Source organism: [Enterobacter] lignolyticus SCF1, assembly GCF_000164865.1.
GTDB lineage: Bacteria > Pseudomonadota > Gammaproteobacteria > Enterobacterales > Enterobacteriaceae > Enterobacter_B > Enterobacter_B lignolyticus.
Genome location: NC_014618.1, coordinates 1,165,588 through 1,185,109 on the forward strand (window position 1 = coordinate 1,165,588; position 19,522 = coordinate 1,185,109).

A 19,522-nucleotide genomic window follows, 5' to 3' on the forward strand; every position below is an offset into this window, starting at 1 on the left:
TGGGGATTGGCTTGTGTTTATTGGTGTAGTTAGCCTGTTTCCTGAAATGTTTCGCGCAATTACCGACTACGGGGTAACTGGCCGGGCAGTAAAAAATGGCCTGCTGAGCATCCACAGCTGGAGTCCTCGCGACTTCGCGCATGACCGGCACCGTACCGTGGACGATCGTCCTTACGGTGGCGGACCGGGGATGTTAATGATGGTGCATCCCTTACGGGATGCGATTCATGCAGCAAAAGCCGCGGCAGGTGAAGGTGCAAAGGTGATTTATCTTTCGCCTCAGGGACGCAAGCTTGATCAAGCGGGCGTCAGCGAACTGGCTACCAGTCAGAAACTGATTCTGGTGTGCGGTCGTTACGAAGGGATAGATGAGCGTGTAATTCAGACCGAGATTGACGAAGAATGGTCTATCGGCGATTACGTTCTCAGCGGTGGAGAGTTACCGGCGATGACGCTGATTGACTCCGTCGCCCGGTTTATTCCGGGCGTGCTGGGCCATGAAGCCTCTGCAACGGAAGATTCCTTTGCAGATGGGTTGCTGGACTGTCCGCACTATACCCGCCCTGAAGTGTTGGAAGGCATGGAGGTTCCGGCAGTGTTACTGTCTGGCAACCATGCTGAGATACGTCGCTGGCGCCTGAAGCAGTCGCTGGGCCGTACCTGGCTGAGAAGACCTGAACTTCTGGAAAACCTGGCTCTGACTGAAGAGCAATCGAGGTTGCTGGCCGAGTTCAAAACTGAACACGCGTCGCAGCAACATAAACATGATGGGATGGCTTAAAGCCCCTAATATCAGTTTACCCAGGATAAGAGATTAAATTATGAGCAACATTATTAAGCAAATTGAACAAGAACAGATGAAGCAGGACGTACCTTCCTTCCGCCCGGGCGATACCGTGGAAGTGAAAGTATGGGTTGTTGAAGGTTCCAAAAAACGTCTGCAGGCATTCGAGGGCGTGGTTATCGCTATTCGTAACCGCGGTCTGCACTCTGCATTCACTGTTCGTAAAATTTCCAACGGCGAAGGCGTTGAGCGTGTCTTCCAGACTCACTCTCCGGTAGTTGACAGCATTGCTGTTAAACGTCGTGGTGCTGTACGTAAAGCTAAACTGTACTACCTGCGTGAGCGCACTGGTAAGTCTGCTCGTATCAAAGAGCGTCTTAACTAAGATTCGCTTATGCGACATCCCGCTTGAAAAGGGCTGGCCGAAAGGCCGGCCCTTTTTTCATATACCGCGGCTCTGAGATAAAAAAACCTGCGGCTGCAGGCTTTTTAGAGAGAACTACGCCTGGCGCGTTTCATGGACGGCCAGGGCTGGTTTTACAATATAACGCGCCAGCGTCTCGTGGGTGACAAAGGTACAGCCACACTCAATGTTGCGACACTGATGGTAGCGTTCCTTCGTTTCTGAGCTCAGATAGCGACTGGAACGGGCGTGCGCGGTCTGCTGACAAACAGGACAATGCATCATCATACTTCCCCTTTCAAACGATTCAGGGATAATCATAAACCTATAACTTGCAATTGCAAGTTATGGTTTGCAATTTAGTCTTCAGCGATCTCATATTCTACATCCGAGGCCTGGAGTTCAAGTTCCACGCTAGTGGTAAACCCGCTGCTGGTGAGGGAGTGGGTAAGCTGTGTGATATTCCAGGCATGATCATCAATAATGCGTTTAAACCCGCGCACGCTGACCGGGGTATCAGGCGACAGCATGACCCTGGCCTGGGCTAGCGTAATTTTGAATGACGCCGCTTCCCGCTGGAGCCTGTCCCACTCCGCCTTTGCCGCATAAATCGCTTCCTCTTTGCTACCGCATTTTTTGGCGATCAGAAAAATATTATCCTTATCGCCAGACGTGTAATCCGCCGATGATTTCCGCTGCAGATGAATTTTGCGCTGCTGTTTTTTGGGATCGGCAGTATCTTCCCAGGTAGCGATGACGCCGGTGTAGGCGTCACGATCGGCAATGGTGAAGCTGTGCGTATGACCATCGCTGCGGTGAATCAGGGTTGGTTCTAACGCCTGACTTCCTCCCATTCGCGCGCTCCCGGCTTTGACAATCAATAGCACATCTTTTTTTACGGAAACCTCACCGCCGTAGATGTGCGCCACGCGGGTGATAAAACTGATATCGGACTCCTGTGATTGATCGATATGGCCGATTGCGGTGGCAGCCAGCGCCGGGAATACGTTAGCGGTCAGATTATTACGACTAGCTATCGCCTCGGCGATATCGCCAAGCGTGGTGTCATGCCAGGATTGCTCCCGCGCGGTATTCATCGCGCCGCGAAAGTTGGCGCTTTTGGCGATGATTTCGACGTAATCCGGGGCGCCAGCATGGGTGATTTGATCGACGGTGAAGGAGCCTTTGCCGATCAGGGCAAAACCCTTATAGCCGAGGTAGAGTCGAATAACGGTGCCTCGTCTGGGGAGCTCAATCAGACCGTCGGCATCGTTCAGCCTAATGGTCACTGTATCCGCTTCATATCCGCGATTGTCGGTCATCGTCAGACTGATGAGGCGCGGACCGAAGTTATGAGTCACGTCGCGTTCATCTACCAGCAGCATAAAATCGGGCGTCATCGTCCCCGCGAGGCCATTGGTTAAGGCGTCCAGCATCAACTTACCCCCACGGCTGCCAGCTTATCGGCAGCATCGTTCATCAGCCGTGTAGCCTGATCTTTGAGATTGCCAAACATGGCGGTAAGTGATTCATCCACGCGGGTTAGGGTCAGGGTAAAATCAATTTTGCGGGGTTGACCATCGGAATAAAACTCGGTTCCTGTCTCCTCGATATTCTTGATGACATACATTCCATAAATTACGCCATTGCCGCCGATAAGCGGCCAGGCGTTACCCTGTTCAGCCATCAGGCGTAGCATGCTTAACGAGATGCGCCCGCCGGTAAGTTCCGGATACAATGCGCCCGAAACGGTAATTTCTTCGATTCCCGCACCAATAAACTGATAGGCGCTTCGTTTACCCACCTGAGCGTTGGATGCCCAGCCGTATTCTGCGCTGTGCCGCATGGAGTGATAGGGAAGGGTGCGTCGTTCGAAGACAAACATGCCCAGAGCAAGCATCATGATTAATCCTCCCGATGGTTAATAGATAAATGCCGAAGGTGACCGATATGTGTGATCATCCAGATAGCCCGCCACTTGCTGACCAATTTGCGCACCCGCGGCCCGATCGCCCTGAACGGTCACATATACATTGCGTGTGCTGTTATCGGTAAAGGTGCGGTTAGCACCGGCGACAACTGGCTGGTAAGCGAACTGGCTCTGTCTCGGAATATCGCCAGTTGCCGTTAACGTATGGGTCTCTTCCGGAGAGGGCGCTGAGTCGCCAGCGCTGCTGTTGCCCCAGCCCAACTGCTGGCTGACCCAATTAACACTTTGATTTAACCAGCTAAAGCTGGCGCGTAATTTGTTAAACATATTCAGGGGAAGCATCAGCGCATCCGCCAGCGCCTGGCCGAAAATAGTGCCGGCGTTCCGACAGCTGTCGAGCGTTTGCTGGCTGGCCTTGATAGGGGTGATTAAATTGTTGAACCACTGCCAGGCCTGCTGCAGTACTTCTCCAAGCCAGTCAAATTCGGGTCTGAGCGGTTCAAATACCCCAGAAAAGAAAGCGCTAAGCGGCTCCCAGTATTTGCGGATCAGTAGCGCCGCGCCGACGAGCGCGGCAACAACGGCGGCGGCTGGTAAAGAAAGACCTGCGACGGTAAAAGAAAGCCCCTCAAACAGCGGGCCAAGAAGTTGGGCCGCGGAGATAATCATATTTATTCCAGAAACAACGGGACTGGCGACATAGCCGATGACGCCCACTACCCCCATGACGCCCGTGGCGACGAGAGCGATAGTGCCTAATGTTTGCACCAGATTGCCGTTTTTTTGCCCCCAGCTATCCAGTTTTTGCAGGTATTCCGTTGCCGTTTGCACCAGCTTGCGCAACGACGATTCCTGTTGAACAAACAGATTCGTGCTAAGCGTCTGCCAGGCCGCGTTGAGCTTATCAATATCGCTTCCCAGACTTCCTGCGCCGGCCGACTGTGCTGCCTGGGGGGGATTGCCTGCGGCGGCGCTCTGTTCTGCGGCCTGATAGCCGGGTTTTAGTAGCGTCATTGCACCTTTTACCATCGTACTGGCGCCGCGTATTCCGCCCATTCCCACCGCTTTTACATTACCGGCGATGGCCTGGGTGCTGTGAAAGCGCTGCTTAATCTGCGCTAATTTCTGTTGCCGCGTGTTGGCTTTCTCCTGCGCCTGCTGCTGCGTCAGATGGTGGGTTGTTTGGCGAATATTGCCCTGCAGCTGTTGTTCATCGCCCGCCAGATTCTGAGTATTAATACCTGCATGTGTCAGCGCCTGGCGATGGTGCTGTAAGGCGAGCCGCAAACGGATTTGCCGCTCCGTCAGCGCATTAACGCTGCCGCGTGCTGCACTAAAGGCTTGCGCCTGAATGTGCGTCGGCTGCTCGAGTTTTTTAAACGCAATGGCCAGATTCTGTGTCTCGATTCTGGCGTTAATAAGCTGCTGTCCGGTCAACATCAGCTGTTCCTGGGTTGTACGGAACGCCTCGATCCGCGAGACGCTGCGGTTTAGCGCCTCCAGCTGACGTTGGGTTGCGGCTATTTCTTCAGACAGTGGGCTTCCGGCAGCCGATAAGGATTTGAACGGCTGTTTAGCTCTGCCAACTGCGCTGAGTAGCATCTGAATCGGGTTGCTGTTACTCATTTATATGTCCGCTTCGCTGTAGCGCTTTTTCGCGCCAGATGATGAGTTCGGTCAGACTCATTGGATAGAGCTCTGATGGCGGCCAGTGAAAAATCGCTGCAATATCCGCCATCAGGTCATCAACTGATAACTTTTCAGGAAACGTTACGACGTCGACATCGGTGACAAAAAACCAACCACCTTGCCAGCCAGGGCGACCAGATCGGGTAATTCCAGCGCGGCAACCTCCTGCTCAGTCAGCGAAGGGGAGGTCATTCGCGGCAGAACTTTGATGAGAGCATCGACTTCAGCATTGGCAACCGAGGCAAGACTTACGCCGCGCAGGGTGCCGGCAGTGGGCTTCAGCAGGGTGATAGTCTCAATCTGCTGTTCGCCGCGTTTCAGGGGTTTATCAAGGGTAACTACGTCATCAGTATAAGTGGTCATGCTGGAGTTCCTTCAGTACAGGGAGATTCCGGCCAGCGAGGCTGGCCGGGAGGGGTTAAAGGCCGATATTGCGTCGATGCTGCTCAAGGCGATCGACGCCGTTGATTTTTTCGACCATATTGATCGTGTCGATTTCAACCAGCTCGGCGCCATCGATGGTCAGCTTGAAGTAGGTGCAGACGACAGAGATTTTTGCTTCGGTGTCTTCGCCAGGTTTGTTTTCGCCAGTGTCGATTTCTTTCTGACGGCCACGCATCATGACTTCAACAGCGACGGTATCGCCGGTGTCGTCACGCTGATAAGAGCCTGCAAAACGAATAGGTACAGCATCCATCCCGGTTGCGGAGTACATTTCCCAAATCACCGCATCGGGGAATCCGCCGAGTGACCATTCCATGGCCAGGGCGTCGTCGTCCAGCCCCATATCAATTGGCGCGCTACCGTTCATCCCCGCGCCACGATAGTTTTCGATCTTGCGGGTCAGCTTTGGCAGGGTGATAGACTTGGCCACTCCCTGGTAGCTGTAACCGTTGAGAAACACGTTCATTAATTTCAATTTACGCGGCATTGCCATCCGTTGAGTTCCTTATTTGCTGTTAACTGAGGAGACCAGATTCGCCAGATATTTGTCGGTAATCCGCTGGCGTAAGGTCAGGTTTTCCAGCGGCGGAACCGGCGTGTAGTCGTAGTCGATATAGAGTTTTCCGGCCTTCAGCGTTTCTGCATCGTTAGCCTCTTCATCGAACCAGCAGGTGGCGTCGACGATATAACCGCTGGTTTTCAGTTCGCGGAATTTGGCATTGATCCCATCAATAATGTCGCGAATCAGGGTTGCCGTAATCGGCTTATCGATCGCCCACATATGCGCTTCCGCCATGGTATCGGCAATGACCTGCGCGGTACGGGTATAGTTTTCAAACTGGAACAGCGGATCGTCGGCGCAGGTGCGGTTGCCCCAGAAGCGGAAACCGTCTTTTCGTACCAGGGTGGTGATGCCCGCGTTATTGAGCAAATCAGCATCGGTGCCAGGTTCCTGAAGATCCCAAAAGACCGAAGCGCTGATGCCGGTAACGCCATTTACGCCAACGTTGGACAGGGTTTTATGCCAGCCGACGCTCTGATCAATAAAGGCGCGCAGGCCAAGCGCTCGCGCAGTGGCGAAGGCTGTCGCAGTCGTATTGTTGAGCGTATCCCAGGCCAGAAAATCCGGCCAAATGAGCATAAGTTCGCGTTGGCTGAAGTTTTCACGATAGGTAATTGCCTCGGACAGCGTTTTACACTGCCAGGCGCTGATGTAGCCGAAAGCGCGCAGTTTCTGACAGACAGGCGCCAGAGCGGTTGCCACCTGCTGGGTATCCAGACCGGGAACGCCCAGAATCCGTGGCTTCACGCCGGTTACCGCTTCCGCAGTGAGCAGCGCCTTCAGGCCGGTATAGTTTCCGTTCTCATCGGTGGTGCCGATAATGTTGGAGACGGTCTTGGCAAATGCCGCTTCTTTATCGTCGCCAGTGCTTTCTTCGACGCGTACAACGACGATAACCGGTTTGGCCTGGTCAGCAATCGCCTGCAGGGACGTTGACAGGGTTCCTTTCGTGCCTGCTTTCGAAATAGCGCTTTGCACGTTTGTGATTAACACAGGCACGTTCAGCGGGAAGGCTGAAGCGTCTGCGTCGTTGGCGGTACAAACCATACCAATAATCGCGGTTGATACAGTAGAGATGACGCGGGTGCCGTCGTTAATTTCGACAACCTGAACGCCATGATGGTAGTCACTCATCCAATTTACTCCGTGGTGTTGGGGTGAGAGTGATTTTCCGGCGAGTTGATATAAAAGACTATTTATCGGAGTTGGTCGGAGTGTGGCACAACAGCGGGTCGCTATTTGATGCCGGGAATTTTTTGTAGAGCGTCGAGAGCCCGACGTCAAAAATCAGCGCCACGCGCTGACGGGATTCACCGGCGGCAATCAGTCTTCCGGCCTGCGCCCATTCCTCGGCAGTCAGCTTTGGCCTTCTGCCGCCGATGCGTCCTTGCGAGCGCGCCACCTCTAACCCTGCACGCGTTCGCTCAATAATGAGCTCACGCTCCATTTCCGCGAGAGCGCCCATGACGTGAAAGAAGAAGCGACCCATTGGCGTTGAGGTGTCTATGCTGTCAGTTAAACTGCGAAAATTAACCCCTCGCTGGCGCAATTCTTCCGTCAGGCTGATGAGATGGCGCATGCTGCGTCCAAGCCTGTCTAATTTCCAGACGACTAACGTATCGCCATCATTTATTTGCTTAAGCGCTCGTTTTAATCCCGGCCTGTCCGCAGACTTTCCGCTCATTTTATCTTCAAAAATCTGTTCACAACCTGCGCTCTCAAGAGCATTTCGCTGTAAAGCGGTATTTTGGTCATTTGTTGATACGCGTACGTAGCCAATAAGCATTTTTTATCTCTCCTGAAAAGCCGCGATCATGCCATTTGCGCGCAATAACTGCATTTTCTAAAAGGTTGGTTTGGGAGAGGGTTCCGCTTTGTCGGTTGGCGTACCTGTTCCGTGGCCGGTAGCAACGGCGCCTGTTGGCTGGCTGAAATGCAACGGAGCTGCCTTTACTGCATCGCAATATCCGAAACTGGCACTGGCCTATCCAGCGCTCAAATTACCTGATCTACGTGGTGAGTTTATCCGTGGATGGGATGATGGTCGTGGTGTGGATACCAACAGGGCGATCGGGCAATGGCAGGGAGACGCACTCCAGGACCATACGCACCAGTACTATACAATCTACCCAGGTGGCGATAATGACAGGGGATCGCAATCATCAGTATTTTCAATTGATGATGCTACTTGGGGGACTACAGCAGGGGTTAATGCCGCCCGGGCGTCGTCAGAAACCCGTCCACGTAACATTGCATTTAACTACATCGTGAGGGCTGCATAATGGAGAAGGCAACGCTGGATAAAAGTGGAATTGCCGCAAAAGCCGGTAATATAACAGTCTATAACTACGACCGTGAAACACGTGAGTATCTGTCGTCGACAGTGGAGTTTCTTGCGGTAGGCGTTGGTATTCCCGCTAACTCCTGCACCGAAACACCAGTAGATGCTAAAAGCGGTTTCGCCGTGTGCAGGAGTCCTGAAGGGTGGGAATATGTTGCAGACCATCGGGGCGAAACCGTCTGGTCAACGGCTGATGGCAGCGCTTCAATGGTTGGCTACATCGGGGAGATAAAAGAGGGATTCACAGGGGGAGCACCGTCGACACCGTATGATGTGTGGGATGGTAACTCGTGGGTGACGGATACAGCCGCGCAATATGCTGCAGACATGGCAGCAGCAGAGCAGCAGAAAACAGCGCTGCGCACGAATGCCGATAACGCGATAGCCTGGCGTCAAGACGCGGTTGATACGAGGATAGCAACGGCGGAGGAAACCGCCGCGCTGGCAGAATGGAAAAAATATCGGGTACTGTTGATGCGTATCGATACCTCAAAAGCTCCCGCTATTGAATGGCCTACACCGCCGGGCGCTCAGGCCAGTTAATGTCCGGCGCGATGCTGGTATCTGTCGCCGTCACCACATCGATATAGTCCAGCGTAGCATTCAGCTTTATCGTTTCGGCCGGAGTGAGTTTTCGCCCGGCCTGCAACTTCAACTGGATGACGCCGATTGACTGCATAGCTTTATCTATCAGTACCTGCCGTTGCCGCTCCGCTGCGGCAACCATTTCATCATACGTTGGTGCAGGCAAATCAACCCACGTGGGGCGACCTGCGACTCTCCCCAGCATTTGCCTAGATGGTGGCGTTTTCTTCCAGTACGTAGCAACCTCCTCGTCAGTCGCCAGCACGGCATCATCAGGCCAGGTATCTTCGCTATAGGTGCCATCAGATTTCCATTCCACAGGAATGAAGGACAGTATGGAAGGACAGAAATATGCAGTTGTCATCGTTAATAACCCATAACAAAAATGTCGGCGGTATAATTCGCGGCGGAATCAGTAGAACCCAGTGTCATTAAAAAGCAGCCCGTCGTGGAGCGAGATTTCACTTTCCATTGAGTAATTGCTGAAGCCGATGTACCCGTGTCCTGCACGAGGATGCAGCGACAAGCCTGGGTGAACGGAACGGGCCATGTGACGGGGACGTTATCTGAGTTACCAGCAGTATTCCCCAGCGATAAATACTGGATAATCAGCCCACCCGGTACATCCGGTATGCGAACAAAATCATTTGTAGAAAATACGCGTTTGCTGAATAGGCTCATCACTGCCGCCACCGATGGCAGCAGGTTAGTTGCAGTCCCGGACTGCATCTGCGCCGCCGTCGCAACGCCCTGTTTTGCCGCCTCTCCCAAACCAAGGTTTTTGAGAACCTCGTTAACCAATCCCGCATCAACCATTTCCTTCAGAGCATTTGCTATGAGTGGATATTGTGGGTGTGGATTGATTGCATCGACGTGTTTTTTCATGACGCTGTCGGTGTACTGCTTGACTTCAATGACGCGATCGTCAACGTACTGCCGCGTTGCTAAAACAACTGACGGATCTACTTTTAACGTTATGGTTGCGGTGTTAGATACCACGAGAATCATGCGGAGAGTTTGCGTACGACCGCTTCCTTCCTGCAGCTGAGGTTTATACGTTTCTGGGCTATTTGCGACAGCAATTAACACCCCTTCATCGTCATAGAGACCAATTTCTCGGATCCAGAAACCACCTTCATTTTCGGGGATAACCTGCTCGGCAATAATCTGATCTGGATTATTAGGGTCAATGGAAAGCATATTCAGTGGCGCAATACGCTTCTGATTGATCAGTTTAGTTTGTGCTGGGTCGGGAGTCGGGAATATGCCGTTTGCGTCACCCACGGCCATTTGCGTTAAATTTAGTTTAGTTCCCAATGCGGCCGCGTTAGCTAACCTCGCCGCCCCCTGGTTGGTCAGAATTGCATAGTACTTTGTCGTCATGCGCTCACTCTCAGATTGTCGATGACATGAACGGCCGAAGCCGTAAAAAATGATCCATTAGTGACAACCACCTCGGGGAAATAGGGGAAAATTGTCAATGAATCACCCAGATAGCAGCCTGAGCCAGCAAAAAAAGAACCGACTGTGCTCAGGTTTAGTGCAAGACCGGTAAGATGGCGGCTGGCAGGTTTTGCATCATCAATCAGGCGCTCGAGCTCTTGATACATCTCGTCGGTGATGCCGTTTTCTCTGACATCGACAATCAGACGGAACGTACCTGGAGCCTCATCGAGTTGCCACCATTCCTTAATATCGATGAGGAAGCCGAGCGGCTCTACCGCACGGCGGAGGGCGCTGATAGTGCCTTTGTGCTGGTGAACGAAAAATGCGCTGGCAATGACATTGCGCTTAGTAAACTCTGACCAGCGTTCATCCCAGCGATCGACGGACATTGTCCAGGCCAGATACGGCAGCAGGTTCACCGGGCAGGACTGTGCGTCCCAAAGCTGGCGCACGGGAACAGGAAGGTCGGTTATTTCAGCCGTAGCGCTTGCGCAAGCAACTTCCAGTACCGATGAACCCACGGGCAACAGGCGGTCATTACTCATCCGTCCCTCCTGATGCGATGGTATATTGTGTGCAATAAGAGGCTTGATGCTTGTCCAGGATAATGTCGGAGGCAGGGGCCGTCAGTTCTACACGCTGCACACCTTCGACATGCAGAGCTGCATAAATCGCGGACTGGCGAATATCTCTGCCGAGCCTGTGCTGGGCGTTGACGTAGGACGCAAGTTGCGTTTGCGCGGCTTGTCGAATCGGCTCAGCTTCAGGGCCTGGATAAAAGTAGATAGTTGCGTCAATCGAATAGGGCACGATTTCCGCGCTTTGAACGGTCACCCGGTCGCCGACGGGTCTTACGTTTTCCGCACTGAGTTTGTCCTCAACCTTACTCAACAATTCAGCGCTGGCGGTACCATCGCCTTCTCTGGACAACACATTGACAGTCACGGCTGCTGGGCTGGGGCTAATGACCGAAATATCAGCCACACGCCCGTCAGCGCTGCGGCCGTGATATTCATAAGCTGCGACTGGCCCTGCAACGCTTAGCCCTTCAAATGCCTGCTGAGTACGTAATCTCAGGTCGCTATCCGACTCCATTACCGCAGGTAATGGCGGGAAAATGGTATTGTCTGCAGGCGTAATAACCAGTCGTTGCGTATTGTTGTTGGCTGCAATGACGTCGAGATCCTGCTGTGTCGCATATGCCAGCATGACCGCCCGGGCGGCTTCGTTGACTCGCTGGCGCAGCAGGAGTTCGCGATATGCATTTTCCTCAAGCAGTTTTACGAGCGGTTCTGACTCTAAGGTCAGCGTTCGGGCAATAGCCTCCTGCTGATCTTCCGGATACAGCGAAACCAGCGTCGCCTTGCGTTCAGCAAGAATGTTTTCAAAATTAAGCTCTTCCACCACATTTGGGGCAGGTAGCTGGCTCAGGTCAATAATCGGCATGGTTTATCTCACTGGTAGGGTTAACGAAAGCGATTCGCCGGTGTCACGGAACTGTCCTTCGAGATTGACGACCATGCGCCCATCGAAGTGGCGCTCTGTCGTCACAGTGTTCAGGGTGACGCGGGGTTCCCACTGTAGGACCGCCATATAGCAGGCCACCATAATTTGCAGTTCTAACGCCGGCGTTTGCGGCTGGTCTATCAGCTCAGACAGCAGCGAGCCGTAATTCCGCCGCATCACCCGGGAACCGATGGGGGTACGCAGAATGTCGCTTACGCTCTGGCTGATATGTCTGGTATCGCCGATCGTCAATCCATTGCCACGATCCATCCCGATGTAACGTAGTGTCATAGTGGTGCTCCTGTGGTGCCGCCGCTGTCGCCCGGGTGCCTGTGGGTATGGAGGACCTTACCGTTCGAACTTAACGAACCGCCATGGTGCTCAATATCGCCGCTCATTTTTCCGCCTTGCTGGATCTCCAGTGTTCCGGCGATAAGTTTTTGGGTGCATATGACCTCTGGCGTATCCAGGGTGATGCGGGTCGTGGCCTTGACGGTAATCTCGGGAGCCGTGACGGCGGCGGACTCCGTGGCATTGAGTTGTGCGGTTTTTATTCCGGTGACCTTCAGCGCACTGGATTGGGGGTCGTATTCCACAATGGCTCCATCCGGGAAGACGATGTGAAGTGCCTGTGCCGATGAGGATGGCGCCGGGGCATCATCTGAAAAAATACCCGGTAGTACGAATGCGGTGTGTAGCTCGCCGCCGACGGCTAGCACGAGAACCTGTTCGTCGACGGAAGGCGCCCACCAGCTACGCGCCTGCCCGGCCCGGTGGGTTATCCACGGCAGCCAGTCGGTCAATAAACCGCTGGTTTGCACACGGCAACGTCCCCGGGAGAGGTCGAGTTCTTTAATAATCCCGGTGCGGATGCTATTACGCATGGCTCGGGCAAGATCCTGAATTTGGGTATGTATGTTCATAGAGAAAAGGATGCCGTCAGGAGTGAATGGGAGCAATCGAATGGCATTGGACGGTAGTCCACACAACAACGTGTGAGTTCAAAAGGCTATTCCTCCCATCGGCTGACCAGTTCGCCATTGATGTACAGCTCCATCGGGCGAGAGACGGGCGCCGCCGGCAGAGGCTCCGGCAGATCTTTCGCATGCAGCTGCTGCTCCTCTTCCCATACCTGGGTACGTTCGGTAAGCGCAAGCGTGAGGGTGACGTTGAAGCTGCCATCCGCGTTGTTTTGCATCTGCCAGGTGAAACCCTGCGTTGTTTCTGCGGGGCCGGACATAATGTCGGGCTGGTTATCCCGACACCATGCCAGTACCGGCACCAGCAGGGTGTTGAGATCGTCGGTAAAATTATTTACCGCTATGGTCAATGGATAGCGCTTTTCGAAGGAGAGCGAGGCGGCAAGGGTCGATGCGATATAGCCATTGTGGACGAGCAATGAAAGACTATCTGGGTTAGCGCTCAACGATGGAATCGCCTTGAGCAAGGCGCTACGTAAGCTAAGGGGTTTCTGCATAAGAGGTCTCCTGACACTGTTTAATGATTTCAACCTGAAGCGCACAGCGTGCAAGCGCCCGCTCCAGCTGTCTGATGTCGGTGCTCAAATCGCCGTTAGTCTCGGGGGAGCTGGCGGGCATTGGGCACAGGCTGACCTGCGGACAACGCAGGCTCACAATGGTTGGCTGAGGCGCAGGCGGCCCGCTGGTGCACCCGACGGACAGCATCAGGAAGAGCAGAGACGTACCAGCTGCGAAATTCTGCATTTTCATTAAGGAGCCTCGATATGGTTTGCTCTTGCCGGAACGCGCGTTCTTCGATATCGCTCAGCTTTTGCCGCCATGCTTGCTGCAGAGCGTCGTTTTGCCGATTCTGCTTTGCCAAAACAGCCCGTTGAGCAGTGAGCGCTGTAATCGTTGCTTTTTGCTCGTGGGCGACGAGGTTAGCTTTGTCGAATGATTGTCGTAGGACGCGATTTTCATGGCCCACGAACAGCAGCACGCTTGTTACTATCATCAGTAATATGGCCAGAACTCGCATCACACGCCCCTCAGACAATAGGCCCGCTCACGCTGCCGGCGGTTCTCAAGGCCCTGGCTCTTTATGCCGTTGATAAATACCCAGCGGGGAAGCTGGTCGCAGGCATTGCGCCATTGCCGTTGATTGACGAAGTACGCCAGGGTAGATGCGCAAGCCGCGCTGGCGCCAACATTGAAGGCGAAACTGACCAGCGCGTCATACACTGGCTGGGGGATCTCTGCGGGTGTGCAGGCGTTCAGGCGTTGTTCAACCTTGATAACGTCATCGATCAGGTTATGTGCGGCTTCGCGCTCGCTAATATCGCGCGCGGGCGATACGCCCGCCGTATGCCCAATGCCTGAGGTCCAGACGCCGGCGCTGCACTGGTAGGGGCGTAAACGGCATCCTTCCAGATCGGCGAGCAGGGCGAGCCCGTCAGGTGATGTGCGTAACAGATGATAATCGGGCAGCAGCGCGGCCAGCGCGAGTATGGCGGCGACGCTGCAGCGTTTGATCATTGTGCTCATGCGTCTCGTTTCTCCTGGCATGTCGCCGCAAGAAAGCGCCAGGTTTTGCGCCGATACCAGAAGTTCACCAGCGCAGTGAAAATGGCGCAGAGGCTTCCCACCAGTAACGCCAGTTTTTCCGGCGTTTGCGCACCAAAAAAAGCCAGCAAGACAGACAGCCAGTAGGTGATAAAAGTGCTGATTTTATCGATGGTTAATCCCATAGATTGATGCTCCTGACGGTGGGGGATGAGTTGACTTCGGGGAGTTCAATCATGGTGCCGTGGGGCAAGACAGGACCGGATTCAGCCAGTCGCGGATTGGCGATGAGCACCGATTCAACAGCACCTTCCGTACGTCCGTAGTAACGAAGGCAGATGGCATCGAGGGTATCCCCCTGTTGTGCAATGACTTGCATAGGTTTTAGCTCGCGGTGTTGGTGGCGAAACGTGGGTTTCGTCATGGGTGGAAATGCGGGTGGAGATAGTGTCCTGCGGAAGCCTGGAGGAAGCGATGAGTTCGGGGTGGGTTATCCCTGACACAACAGTGTCAGGGGGATATGGATGCAGTGTGGTTATTCCGCCGGATAAAAGAGGGTGTTGTCCGGTTCGTCGTTTTCACTGTTGGCCAGATCGGCGATGAGACTCAATGCGAGCTTGAGGTCTGAGGGTTTGCAATTCGCGATCAAAGAGACCTCCGCGATAAATTGCACGCACGCCCATCTGTGCTGCGTTCGGTTGAACTGTTCTCCAACCATGAATCTCTCTCCATATAATCACTGTATATCCATACAGTATCACATGTGATTTGCTGATGTGAAGGAAAAATTAAAAGATGAATAATCATTTCTCAGCAGAGGGTTACGTTGAGAAATGGGGGCGTGACCCGCCTGGGGAACAGGTACGGCGCAGCCAGGATGTTAATTTTTGTCGTTGTCGGCGATTGAGGGGGATTGAAAAATCCCATGCGGGTGATGGTATTTCATTTGCCGTACAGTTATTGACAGAACTCCAAGACGTACAGGCCGCGTCTGGCGAGGTGTGTTCCTCTGAGCGAACGAGGCGCGGTACGATTTTCCACCGTTTTGTCCGGGTAATAATGGGCGAACCGGCGCCGATCTGTGAATCATAGACGCCCCGAATTGAAACGATTCTTTCGCCAAAGCGATTAAACTGCGGCTGGGGGAGGTAGAGGGTGCGCACCTGAAGATCGTCTCGTCTAACGAAGGGGCCCCCCTGGGCGTTGACATAGTCCGCCCAGTCGCCGTTATCGGCGGCATGATGTACATCGGCGAATTCAATACTAAGACCTCTGGCCGTCTCGTTATCCCTAAGACGCCGCAGTTCCCGATATACGGTCACCGGCGCGCCGCCGATAAACTGAAACTGACGGATATGCCAGCGCGCCGCCCATGCAGATACGGCAATGGCGGTTTCTTTTAGCGGTTTACCGTTCTCCTTATCCACCTCATTATCAAGCGCATACCCATCGATATTTTTGGAGATGTATTTTGCGATATAGCCGGTGGCGCTTCCTTTTTTAGGGTCGATCTCCTCTGCGTGGAAGCGTGTATTTCTACGAGTCAGTTCCTGCTGTTCTTCCTGGCAGGCATACTCTTCGAAAACCTGGCGGATGTGCGCTTTGTCATGCGGATGCATAAATATCAGCATATGCCAGTGTGGTGTACCGTCGTGATGCGGCTCAGCGACACGGATACCGAAAATCCGTCGATTATCCCGATGCAGCTTCGCCCGAATGCAGGCCCATAAACGGTTAAACCAGCGTTGTGTTTCTGTTGGGCTGGCGCCGCGCCATTTTGGATTGAAATGACCGGTTCTTAGCGTGGCGTGAAACTTTGCTGGCGCCGTCAGTGTGTAAAATTCTGCCACGTAGCCCAGCGTGTCGCAGATCGTTTCGAATCCTCGAATACGTCTCATCAGCTCGCAGCGACGAATCGCTGGGTTGGCCAGCGAGCCGTCGTGCTTGTCGATAAGGTTTATTCGATTACCCTCTTCATCTTCCAGCTCCATTCCTTTCAGGAATTCGCGCGTGCGCCGCTTTTGCTCACGCCAGTCCCGCTGGCAGTTTTTGCTGGCATAGGTGTGAACATGTTGACTGACGCGTCCCAGGGCGATAAAAAGATGCTCCCGCCACTGCGCGGCAATACGTCGTAAATGCATGCGCCACCAGCCTTCATTGAACATGCGCATAACGGCGGGAGCCATTTGATCTTTATCCACGATTTTCCGGTTTACCTGTTGCCAGCGCGGCGGCGTGATATTGAATTGCTGACAGAGAGCGCCAGCCTGCATATACCAGGTATGAAGCGTTTTTAGATCGCTGGCGTCCGGGGTATCACAGTGAGCGAGTTCGGAACGAATAAAGTGGGCAATATCGTCAGAGAGCAGGTCTACATCGGCTTTTGCCATATCGGGTAGCTGGTTGTAGCGTGTAACTAAGTTAACCAACCTGTCGGCGATAAACCGCTGCGTCTGACCGTCAAAGCGGGCATGAAATACCGCGCCTGATACCCGGCGCATGAGCGCCGGAATATGCCACTGCTGGGTCACTAAGGCGATACGCGGCAGTGTTTTTTTCACAAAGAATAAGTAAAAGGCGCGGGCACGCGTCGCGCCATAGCGTGATTCCAGCCAGTCGGCGTGCTGGTAAACCTCCCTTTTGAGGCATTCCGGAAGCAGGGCGATCGCCTGCTGCGCTTCTGTCAGGGCTGCATATTGACGCTGGCGGCTGTATTGCTCTTGCCATGTCAGTTCGGGAAACGTGATAGCCTGACGCGGCGCATTCCATGGAAAGGCGAAGCGAGCCGTGGTCATGCTGGTCTCCGATAATGCCGGTTTTTCAGCTCCAGCAGGTTCTGGCAATGAACACATAGCGTTACGCCTGGAATCGCAATTCGTCGGGCTTCGGGAATTGGTGTATCGCAGTCTTCACAGGTTAAACGGCCTGGCGCAAGATGAGCCCGGCGCGCATGCCGAATTTGGCGCTCGCGTTCTTCAAGTTCGTATAACTGTGCTTGATCCATTGTATCGCCCATCAGCAGCACTCCTCATTTTCAGTACGGATCCTTTCCGCCTCCTCTTCCAGAAGCGCGGTGGCTTCTATTGCTGAGAGTTGCAGGCATGTAATATGGGCTGCCAGTGAAGATAAACGCTGACAGAACGCTCGCGACAGACGCGTGCGCTCTATATTTCTGAGTTCAATCAGCTGCATGGCAATGTGTTCATCGCTATACGATGATAATTGGGTCATCTGTAATCTCCTGAATTAGGGCAAAAGGATGCCCGGCGGGTTGACGCCATTGCATAATTTGCGGGTTTATAAAGGCATGGTCAGCCGTTTAGGAAACAGGCTCACCATGGCGCGGCATTGATTCATTGCCTGTATAAGTGCGCGCTTTTCCTGGGCGGTGAGCTCGTTCAGCGCGAGTTCGTGACGAGAAGACGGAATATTTGCCAGAAAAAAAAGGGCGGATAGCGCCCGGCGGTTTTCCGTACTTAAAGGATCCCGCCTGTCACGCATGTCGTCGATAAATCGTTGTAATGCTTTTCCGTCATCTCCCCAGTGCTGCATGCGGATTTCTGCGATCCGGTTTAACCCTTCTGTCCGCTTACCCACGCTGAGTTCTGCCGTGGGAGAATAGAGTATCGCCATGCTAAACCTCGCGTTCAGTTTGCATAATCGAATCTTGTTCGTGTATTGATGCGCCTGGCATTCTGGCAGGAGGTTTATACGGCCTGCATGAATGTGCGGATTCGCATTTTAGACTTACATAAATTGCGCAATAGCGTTGCTTTTGTCTCGCTCATCCCTCAATATCTCCGGTAAATTGAGTTAATTTGTACTGCTCACATGGTGATTTATGTAGAGCAATATAATTCACAAATGCGATCTTGTAAATCGCTTTTTTGATTTAGTGGTGTCCATGCTCGAAGAAAACTTGAATGCGCAAGCGATTATTGAACGGATCAGTGCGGCCTATGGAGTCACCAGCCAAAAGGCGCTCGCTGAGGCGTTAGATGTACCTGCGAACAACATCAGCACATGGTTGCAGCGTGACAGTATTCCTTATAAAGCGATTGTGAAGTGCGTGCTGGATACGGAGGTCAGTCTCAACTGGCTGGTGAAAGGCGAGTTTGCAAATGCAAAATCGCTGGCCGCAGAGGAGCTGCATGGAAAATCGCTCTATGAAGAGATCCTTTCCACCGGAGGGCGTCCCGTTCTGCGCCGTATCCTGGAGGCTTATGGCTTCCAGATGCAAAAGGAGCTCGGCGATCTGCTGGACATTTCCTCTGGAACAATCAGCACCTGGGTCCGGCGCGAATTCTTTCCCGGCGATGTCGTTGTGGCCTGCGCCCTTGATACGGGGGTTTCTTTACGCTGGCTGGCGACAGGTAAAGGCGACATGTTTGACGGTGCTGCTGTGTCATCTTCTCCTTGCCCTTCCGCATTGGCAGTGACGAAGTTTCGGCTGGAATCTGGCGAGCTTAAGGCCGCCGGTGAGTGGATGCTGGATGCTTCCCTGGCGCCTTCTTCAACCGTCGGGCTTATCTTTGTTCAGGGGCTGAATGCCGCGTGGCTGGTCGATACAACGACGCAGAAGATGAGCAATGGCCGCTGGCTTATCAGTATTGATGAGGTATTCGATATCTTTGATGTCGTCCGCCTGCCAGGCGGAAAAGTGCGTCTCACGAATACCGCCGCAGATTTCGAATGTAATGTATCTGATATTGTCCCCTCTGGTCTGGTTACGCTGACGCTGGAGAAGCATGTATAACCAAAGGTCAGGCAGGGTAACGCACCTGTTCTGCGTTGCCGAAAGGCCGGCCCTTTTTTCATGTTTTACGCCGCAATTGTTAACGGTTTTGATATAAATCATTTACAATGCCCCCACTTCAGGAGGGGGCGTGTCGGTCGCAATTTTTCAACGTACAAACAGTCTACGCCGCGCGGTATGGCTCGCGATGTTTGCCGTTGCGCTGATTCTGGTTGCGCCGTTAATTTCCGTTTCCCTGCAACAAGACCCGATGGCGGCGATGCCCGGCATGCACCACGATATGCCGATGATGAAGGCGTCGCATCACGCTTCGCAAAAACCGGTGCTGATGCCGGTCGACAGCGCGGAAGCCTGCGGCTACTGCGTGCTGCTTGCCCATGTGCCTGGCGTGCTGCTGGCGCTGGTATTGCTGGTGTGCGCGCTGCTGTTGCCGGTGCGAACGACGCCTGCGCGTATTACCGTTCAGCACCGATTTTTCTTCCCCTGGCTGTACCCTGAGACCCGCGCGCCGCCGCGGCGGTCTGCTTTTACCTGCGAATAAAAAAAGTGCGCTT

Annotated in this window: 31 protein-coding genes and 1 pseudogene; 6 read left to right on the forward strand and 26 right to left on the reverse strand. The window is 53.6% G+C overall.

The window, feature by feature from the left end; genetic code table 11:
• Positions 1-13 precede the first annotated feature (13 nt).
• Together trmD and rplS are read left to right on the forward strand one after the other, a co-directional pair.
• Positions 14-781 (forward strand): tRNA (guanosine(37)-N1)-methyltransferase TrmD, encoded by a 768-nt coding sequence (gene trmD, locus ENTCL_RS05540; protein WP_013365133.1) that lies wholly within the window; start codon positions 14-16, stop codon positions 779-781.
• A gap of 40 nt (positions 782-821) precedes the next feature.
• Positions 822-1,169 carry a 50S ribosomal protein L19 gene (gene rplS / locus ENTCL_RS05545; RefSeq protein WP_006178051.1) on the forward strand — a complete coding sequence of 116 codons (348 nt, stop codon included), beginning with the start codon at positions 822-824 and terminating at the stop codon, positions 1,167-1,169.
• Positions 1,170-1,283: 114 nt separating this feature from the next.
• Here rplS and ENTCL_RS05550 read toward each other — a convergent pair whose 3' ends face one another.
• The 9 genes from ENTCL_RS05550 to ENTCL_RS05585 form a co-directional block, all read right to left on the reverse strand.
• Positions 1,284-1,472 (reverse strand): ogr/Delta-like zinc finger family protein, encoded by a 189-nt coding sequence (locus tag ENTCL_RS05550; protein WP_044612070.1) that lies wholly within the window; start codon positions 1,470-1,472, stop codon positions 1,284-1,286.
• A 74-nt stretch (positions 1,473-1,546) separates the two neighbouring features.
• Positions 1,547-2,623 (reverse strand): phage late control D family protein, encoded by a 1,077-nt coding sequence (locus ENTCL_RS05555; RefSeq protein ID WP_013365135.1) that lies wholly within the window; start codon positions 2,621-2,623, stop codon positions 1,547-1,549.
• A complete protein-coding gene (locus tag ENTCL_RS05560; RefSeq protein ID WP_013365136.1) occupies positions 2,623-3,090 on the reverse strand; it encodes a phage tail protein in 468 nt (155 codons plus the stop codon). Before ENTCL_RS05560 ends, ENTCL_RS05555 begins: the two co-directional genes overlap by 1 nt.
• 18 nt (positions 3,091-3,108) lie before the next feature.
• Complete coding sequence (locus ENTCL_RS22380) at positions 3,109-4,743, reverse strand: hypothetical protein (protein WP_013365137.1); 1,635 nt, start codon at positions 4,741-4,743, stop codon at positions 3,109-3,111.
• Positions 4,736-4,855 carry a GpE family phage tail protein gene (locus tag ENTCL_RS22705; protein WP_013365138.1) on the reverse strand — a complete coding sequence of 40 codons (120 nt, stop codon included), beginning with the start codon at positions 4,853-4,855 and terminating at the stop codon, positions 4,736-4,738. Before ENTCL_RS22705 ends, ENTCL_RS22380 begins: the two co-directional genes overlap by 8 nt.
• A 32-nt stretch (positions 4,856-4,887) precedes the next feature.
• Positions 4,888-5,169, reverse strand: a complete 282-nt coding sequence (locus tag ENTCL_RS05570) for a phage tail assembly protein (RefSeq protein WP_013365139.1) — start codon at positions 5,167-5,169, stop codon at positions 4,888-4,890.
• Positions 5,170-5,224: 55 nt separating this feature from the next.
• Positions 5,225-5,743 (reverse strand): phage major tail tube protein, encoded by a 519-nt coding sequence (locus ENTCL_RS05575; protein WP_013365140.1) that lies wholly within the window; start codon positions 5,741-5,743, stop codon positions 5,225-5,227.
• A 12-nt stretch (positions 5,744-5,755) separates the two neighbouring features.
• Positions 5,756-6,946, reverse strand: a complete 1,191-nt coding sequence (locus ENTCL_RS05580) for a phage tail sheath protein (protein WP_013365141.1) — start codon at positions 6,944-6,946, stop codon at positions 5,756-5,758.
• A gap of 58 nt (positions 6,947-7,004) precedes the next feature.
• Positions 7,005-7,598, reverse strand: a complete 594-nt coding sequence (locus ENTCL_RS05585) for a recombinase family protein (RefSeq protein ID WP_013365142.1) — start codon at positions 7,596-7,598, stop codon at positions 7,005-7,007.
• Positions 7,599-7,686: 88 nt separating this feature from the next.
• Here ENTCL_RS05585 and ENTCL_RS22710 point away from each other — a divergent pair, with 88 nt between their 5' ends.
• Together ENTCL_RS22710 and ENTCL_RS05595 are read left to right on the forward strand one after the other, a co-directional pair.
• Positions 7,687-8,094, forward strand: coding sequence for a phage tail protein (locus tag ENTCL_RS22710; RefSeq protein WP_238981795.1), 408 nt, complete (start codon positions 7,687-7,689; stop codon positions 8,092-8,094).
• Positions 8,094-8,696, forward strand: coding sequence for a tail fiber assembly protein (locus ENTCL_RS05595; protein WP_013365144.1), 603 nt, complete (start codon positions 8,094-8,096; stop codon positions 8,694-8,696). Before ENTCL_RS22710 ends, ENTCL_RS05595 begins: the two co-directional genes overlap by 1 nt.
• Here ENTCL_RS05595 and ENTCL_RS22715 read toward each other — a convergent pair.
• The 17 genes and pseudogenes from ENTCL_RS22715 to ENTCL_RS05675 form a co-directional block, all read right to left on the reverse strand.
• Positions 8,668-9,102 (reverse strand): tail fiber assembly protein, encoded by a 435-nt coding sequence (locus ENTCL_RS22715; protein ID WP_013365145.1) that lies wholly within the window; start codon positions 9,100-9,102, stop codon positions 8,668-8,670. The genes ENTCL_RS05595 and ENTCL_RS22715 overlap by 29 nt on opposite strands.
• 2 nt (positions 9,103-9,104) lie before the next feature.
• Positions 9,105-10,121 (reverse strand): phage tail protein, encoded by a 1,017-nt coding sequence (locus ENTCL_RS23435; RefSeq protein WP_013365146.1) that lies wholly within the window; start codon positions 10,119-10,121, stop codon positions 9,105-9,107.
• Entirely contained in the window at positions 10,118-10,729 is a 612-nt protein-coding gene (locus ENTCL_RS05610; RefSeq protein ID WP_013365147.1) for a phage tail protein I, read from the reverse strand. Before ENTCL_RS05610 ends, ENTCL_RS23435 begins: the two co-directional genes overlap by 4 nt.
• The gene (locus ENTCL_RS05615) at positions 10,722-11,630 is read right to left on the reverse strand and encodes a baseplate assembly protein (protein WP_013365148.1); all 909 of its coding nucleotides are present in this window, start codon (positions 11,628-11,630) and stop codon (positions 10,722-10,724) included. Before ENTCL_RS05615 ends, ENTCL_RS05610 begins: the two co-directional genes overlap by 8 nt.
• 3 nt (positions 11,631-11,633) lie before the next feature.
• Positions 11,634-11,981 (reverse strand): GPW/gp25 family protein, encoded by a 348-nt coding sequence (locus tag ENTCL_RS05620; RefSeq protein ID WP_013365149.1) that lies wholly within the window; start codon positions 11,979-11,981, stop codon positions 11,634-11,636.
• A complete protein-coding gene (locus tag ENTCL_RS05625; RefSeq protein ID WP_013365150.1) occupies positions 11,978-12,613 on the reverse strand; it encodes a phage baseplate assembly protein V in 636 nt (211 codons plus the stop codon). The genes ENTCL_RS05620 and ENTCL_RS05625 overlap by 4 nt, the downstream gene beginning before the upstream one ends.
• 86 nt (positions 12,614-12,699) lie before the next feature.
• Positions 12,700-13,167 carry a phage tail protein gene (locus ENTCL_RS05630; RefSeq protein ID WP_013365151.1) on the reverse strand — a complete coding sequence of 156 codons (468 nt, stop codon included), beginning with the start codon at positions 13,165-13,167 and terminating at the stop codon, positions 12,700-12,702.
• Positions 13,151-13,420 (reverse strand): Rz1-like lysis system protein LysC, encoded by a 270-nt coding sequence (lysC, locus tag ENTCL_RS23945; protein WP_237325062.1) that lies wholly within the window; start codon positions 13,418-13,420, stop codon positions 13,151-13,153. Before lysC ends, ENTCL_RS05630 begins: the two co-directional genes overlap by 17 nt.
• A pseudogene (locus tag ENTCL_RS05635) lies at positions 13,344-13,688 on the reverse strand (Rz-like lysis system protein LysB); the annotation flags it as partial. The pseudogene ENTCL_RS05635 and the gene lysC, both read right to left, overlap by 77 nt.
• Entirely contained in the window at positions 13,688-14,194 is a 507-nt protein-coding gene (locus ENTCL_RS05640; protein ID WP_013365154.1) for a lysozyme, read from the reverse strand. The pseudogene ENTCL_RS05635 and the gene ENTCL_RS05640, both read right to left, overlap by 1 nt.
• Positions 14,191-14,397, reverse strand: coding sequence for an HP1 family phage holin (locus tag ENTCL_RS05645; protein WP_013365155.1), 207 nt, complete (start codon positions 14,395-14,397; stop codon positions 14,191-14,193). Before ENTCL_RS05645 ends, ENTCL_RS05640 begins: the two co-directional genes overlap by 4 nt.
• Positions 14,388-14,591, reverse strand: coding sequence for a tail protein X (locus ENTCL_RS05650; protein ID WP_013365156.1), 204 nt, complete (start codon positions 14,589-14,591; stop codon positions 14,388-14,390). Before ENTCL_RS05650 ends, ENTCL_RS05645 begins: the two co-directional genes overlap by 10 nt.
• A gap of 156 nt (positions 14,592-14,747) precedes the next feature.
• Positions 14,748-14,930, reverse strand: coding sequence for a hypothetical protein (locus ENTCL_RS05655; RefSeq protein ID WP_013365157.1), 183 nt, complete (start codon positions 14,928-14,930; stop codon positions 14,748-14,750).
• Positions 14,931-15,033: 103 nt separating this feature from the next.
• On the reverse strand, positions 15,034-17,007 hold the full coding sequence (locus ENTCL_RS05660; protein WP_013365158.1) for a replication endonuclease: 1,974 nt from the start codon (positions 17,005-17,007) through the stop codon (positions 15,034-15,036).
• On the reverse strand, positions 17,004-17,228 hold the full coding sequence (locus ENTCL_RS22725) for a TraR/DksA family transcriptional regulator (protein WP_013365159.1): 225 nt from the start codon (positions 17,226-17,228) through the stop codon (positions 17,004-17,006). Before ENTCL_RS22725 ends, ENTCL_RS05660 begins: the two co-directional genes overlap by 4 nt.
• Positions 17,228-17,443: a DUF2732 family protein gene (locus tag ENTCL_RS05670; protein WP_013365160.1), complete on the reverse strand. Its 216-nt coding sequence runs from the start codon at positions 17,441-17,443 to the stop codon at positions 17,228-17,230. Before ENTCL_RS05670 ends, ENTCL_RS22725 begins: the two co-directional genes overlap by 1 nt.
• A gap of 66 nt (positions 17,444-17,509) precedes the next feature.
• Positions 17,510-17,845, reverse strand: coding sequence for a DUF5347 family protein (locus tag ENTCL_RS05675; protein ID WP_013365161.1), 336 nt, complete (start codon positions 17,843-17,845; stop codon positions 17,510-17,512).
• 271 nt (positions 17,846-18,116) lie between these two features.
• On the opposite strand from ENTCL_RS05675, the gene ENTCL_RS05680 reads away from it, so the two are divergent.
• Both ENTCL_RS05680 and ENTCL_RS05685 read left to right on the forward strand, forming a co-directional pair.
• Positions 18,117-18,968 carry a phage repressor protein CI gene (locus ENTCL_RS05680; protein ID WP_013365162.1) on the forward strand — a complete coding sequence of 284 codons (852 nt, stop codon included), beginning with the start codon at positions 18,117-18,119 and terminating at the stop codon, positions 18,966-18,968.
• Between the two features lie 187 nt (positions 18,969-19,155).
• Complete coding sequence (locus ENTCL_RS05685; RefSeq protein ID WP_044612073.1) at positions 19,156-19,509, forward strand: DUF2946 domain-containing protein; 354 nt, start codon at positions 19,156-19,158, stop codon at positions 19,507-19,509.
• Positions 19,510-19,522: the final 13 nt, after the last annotated feature.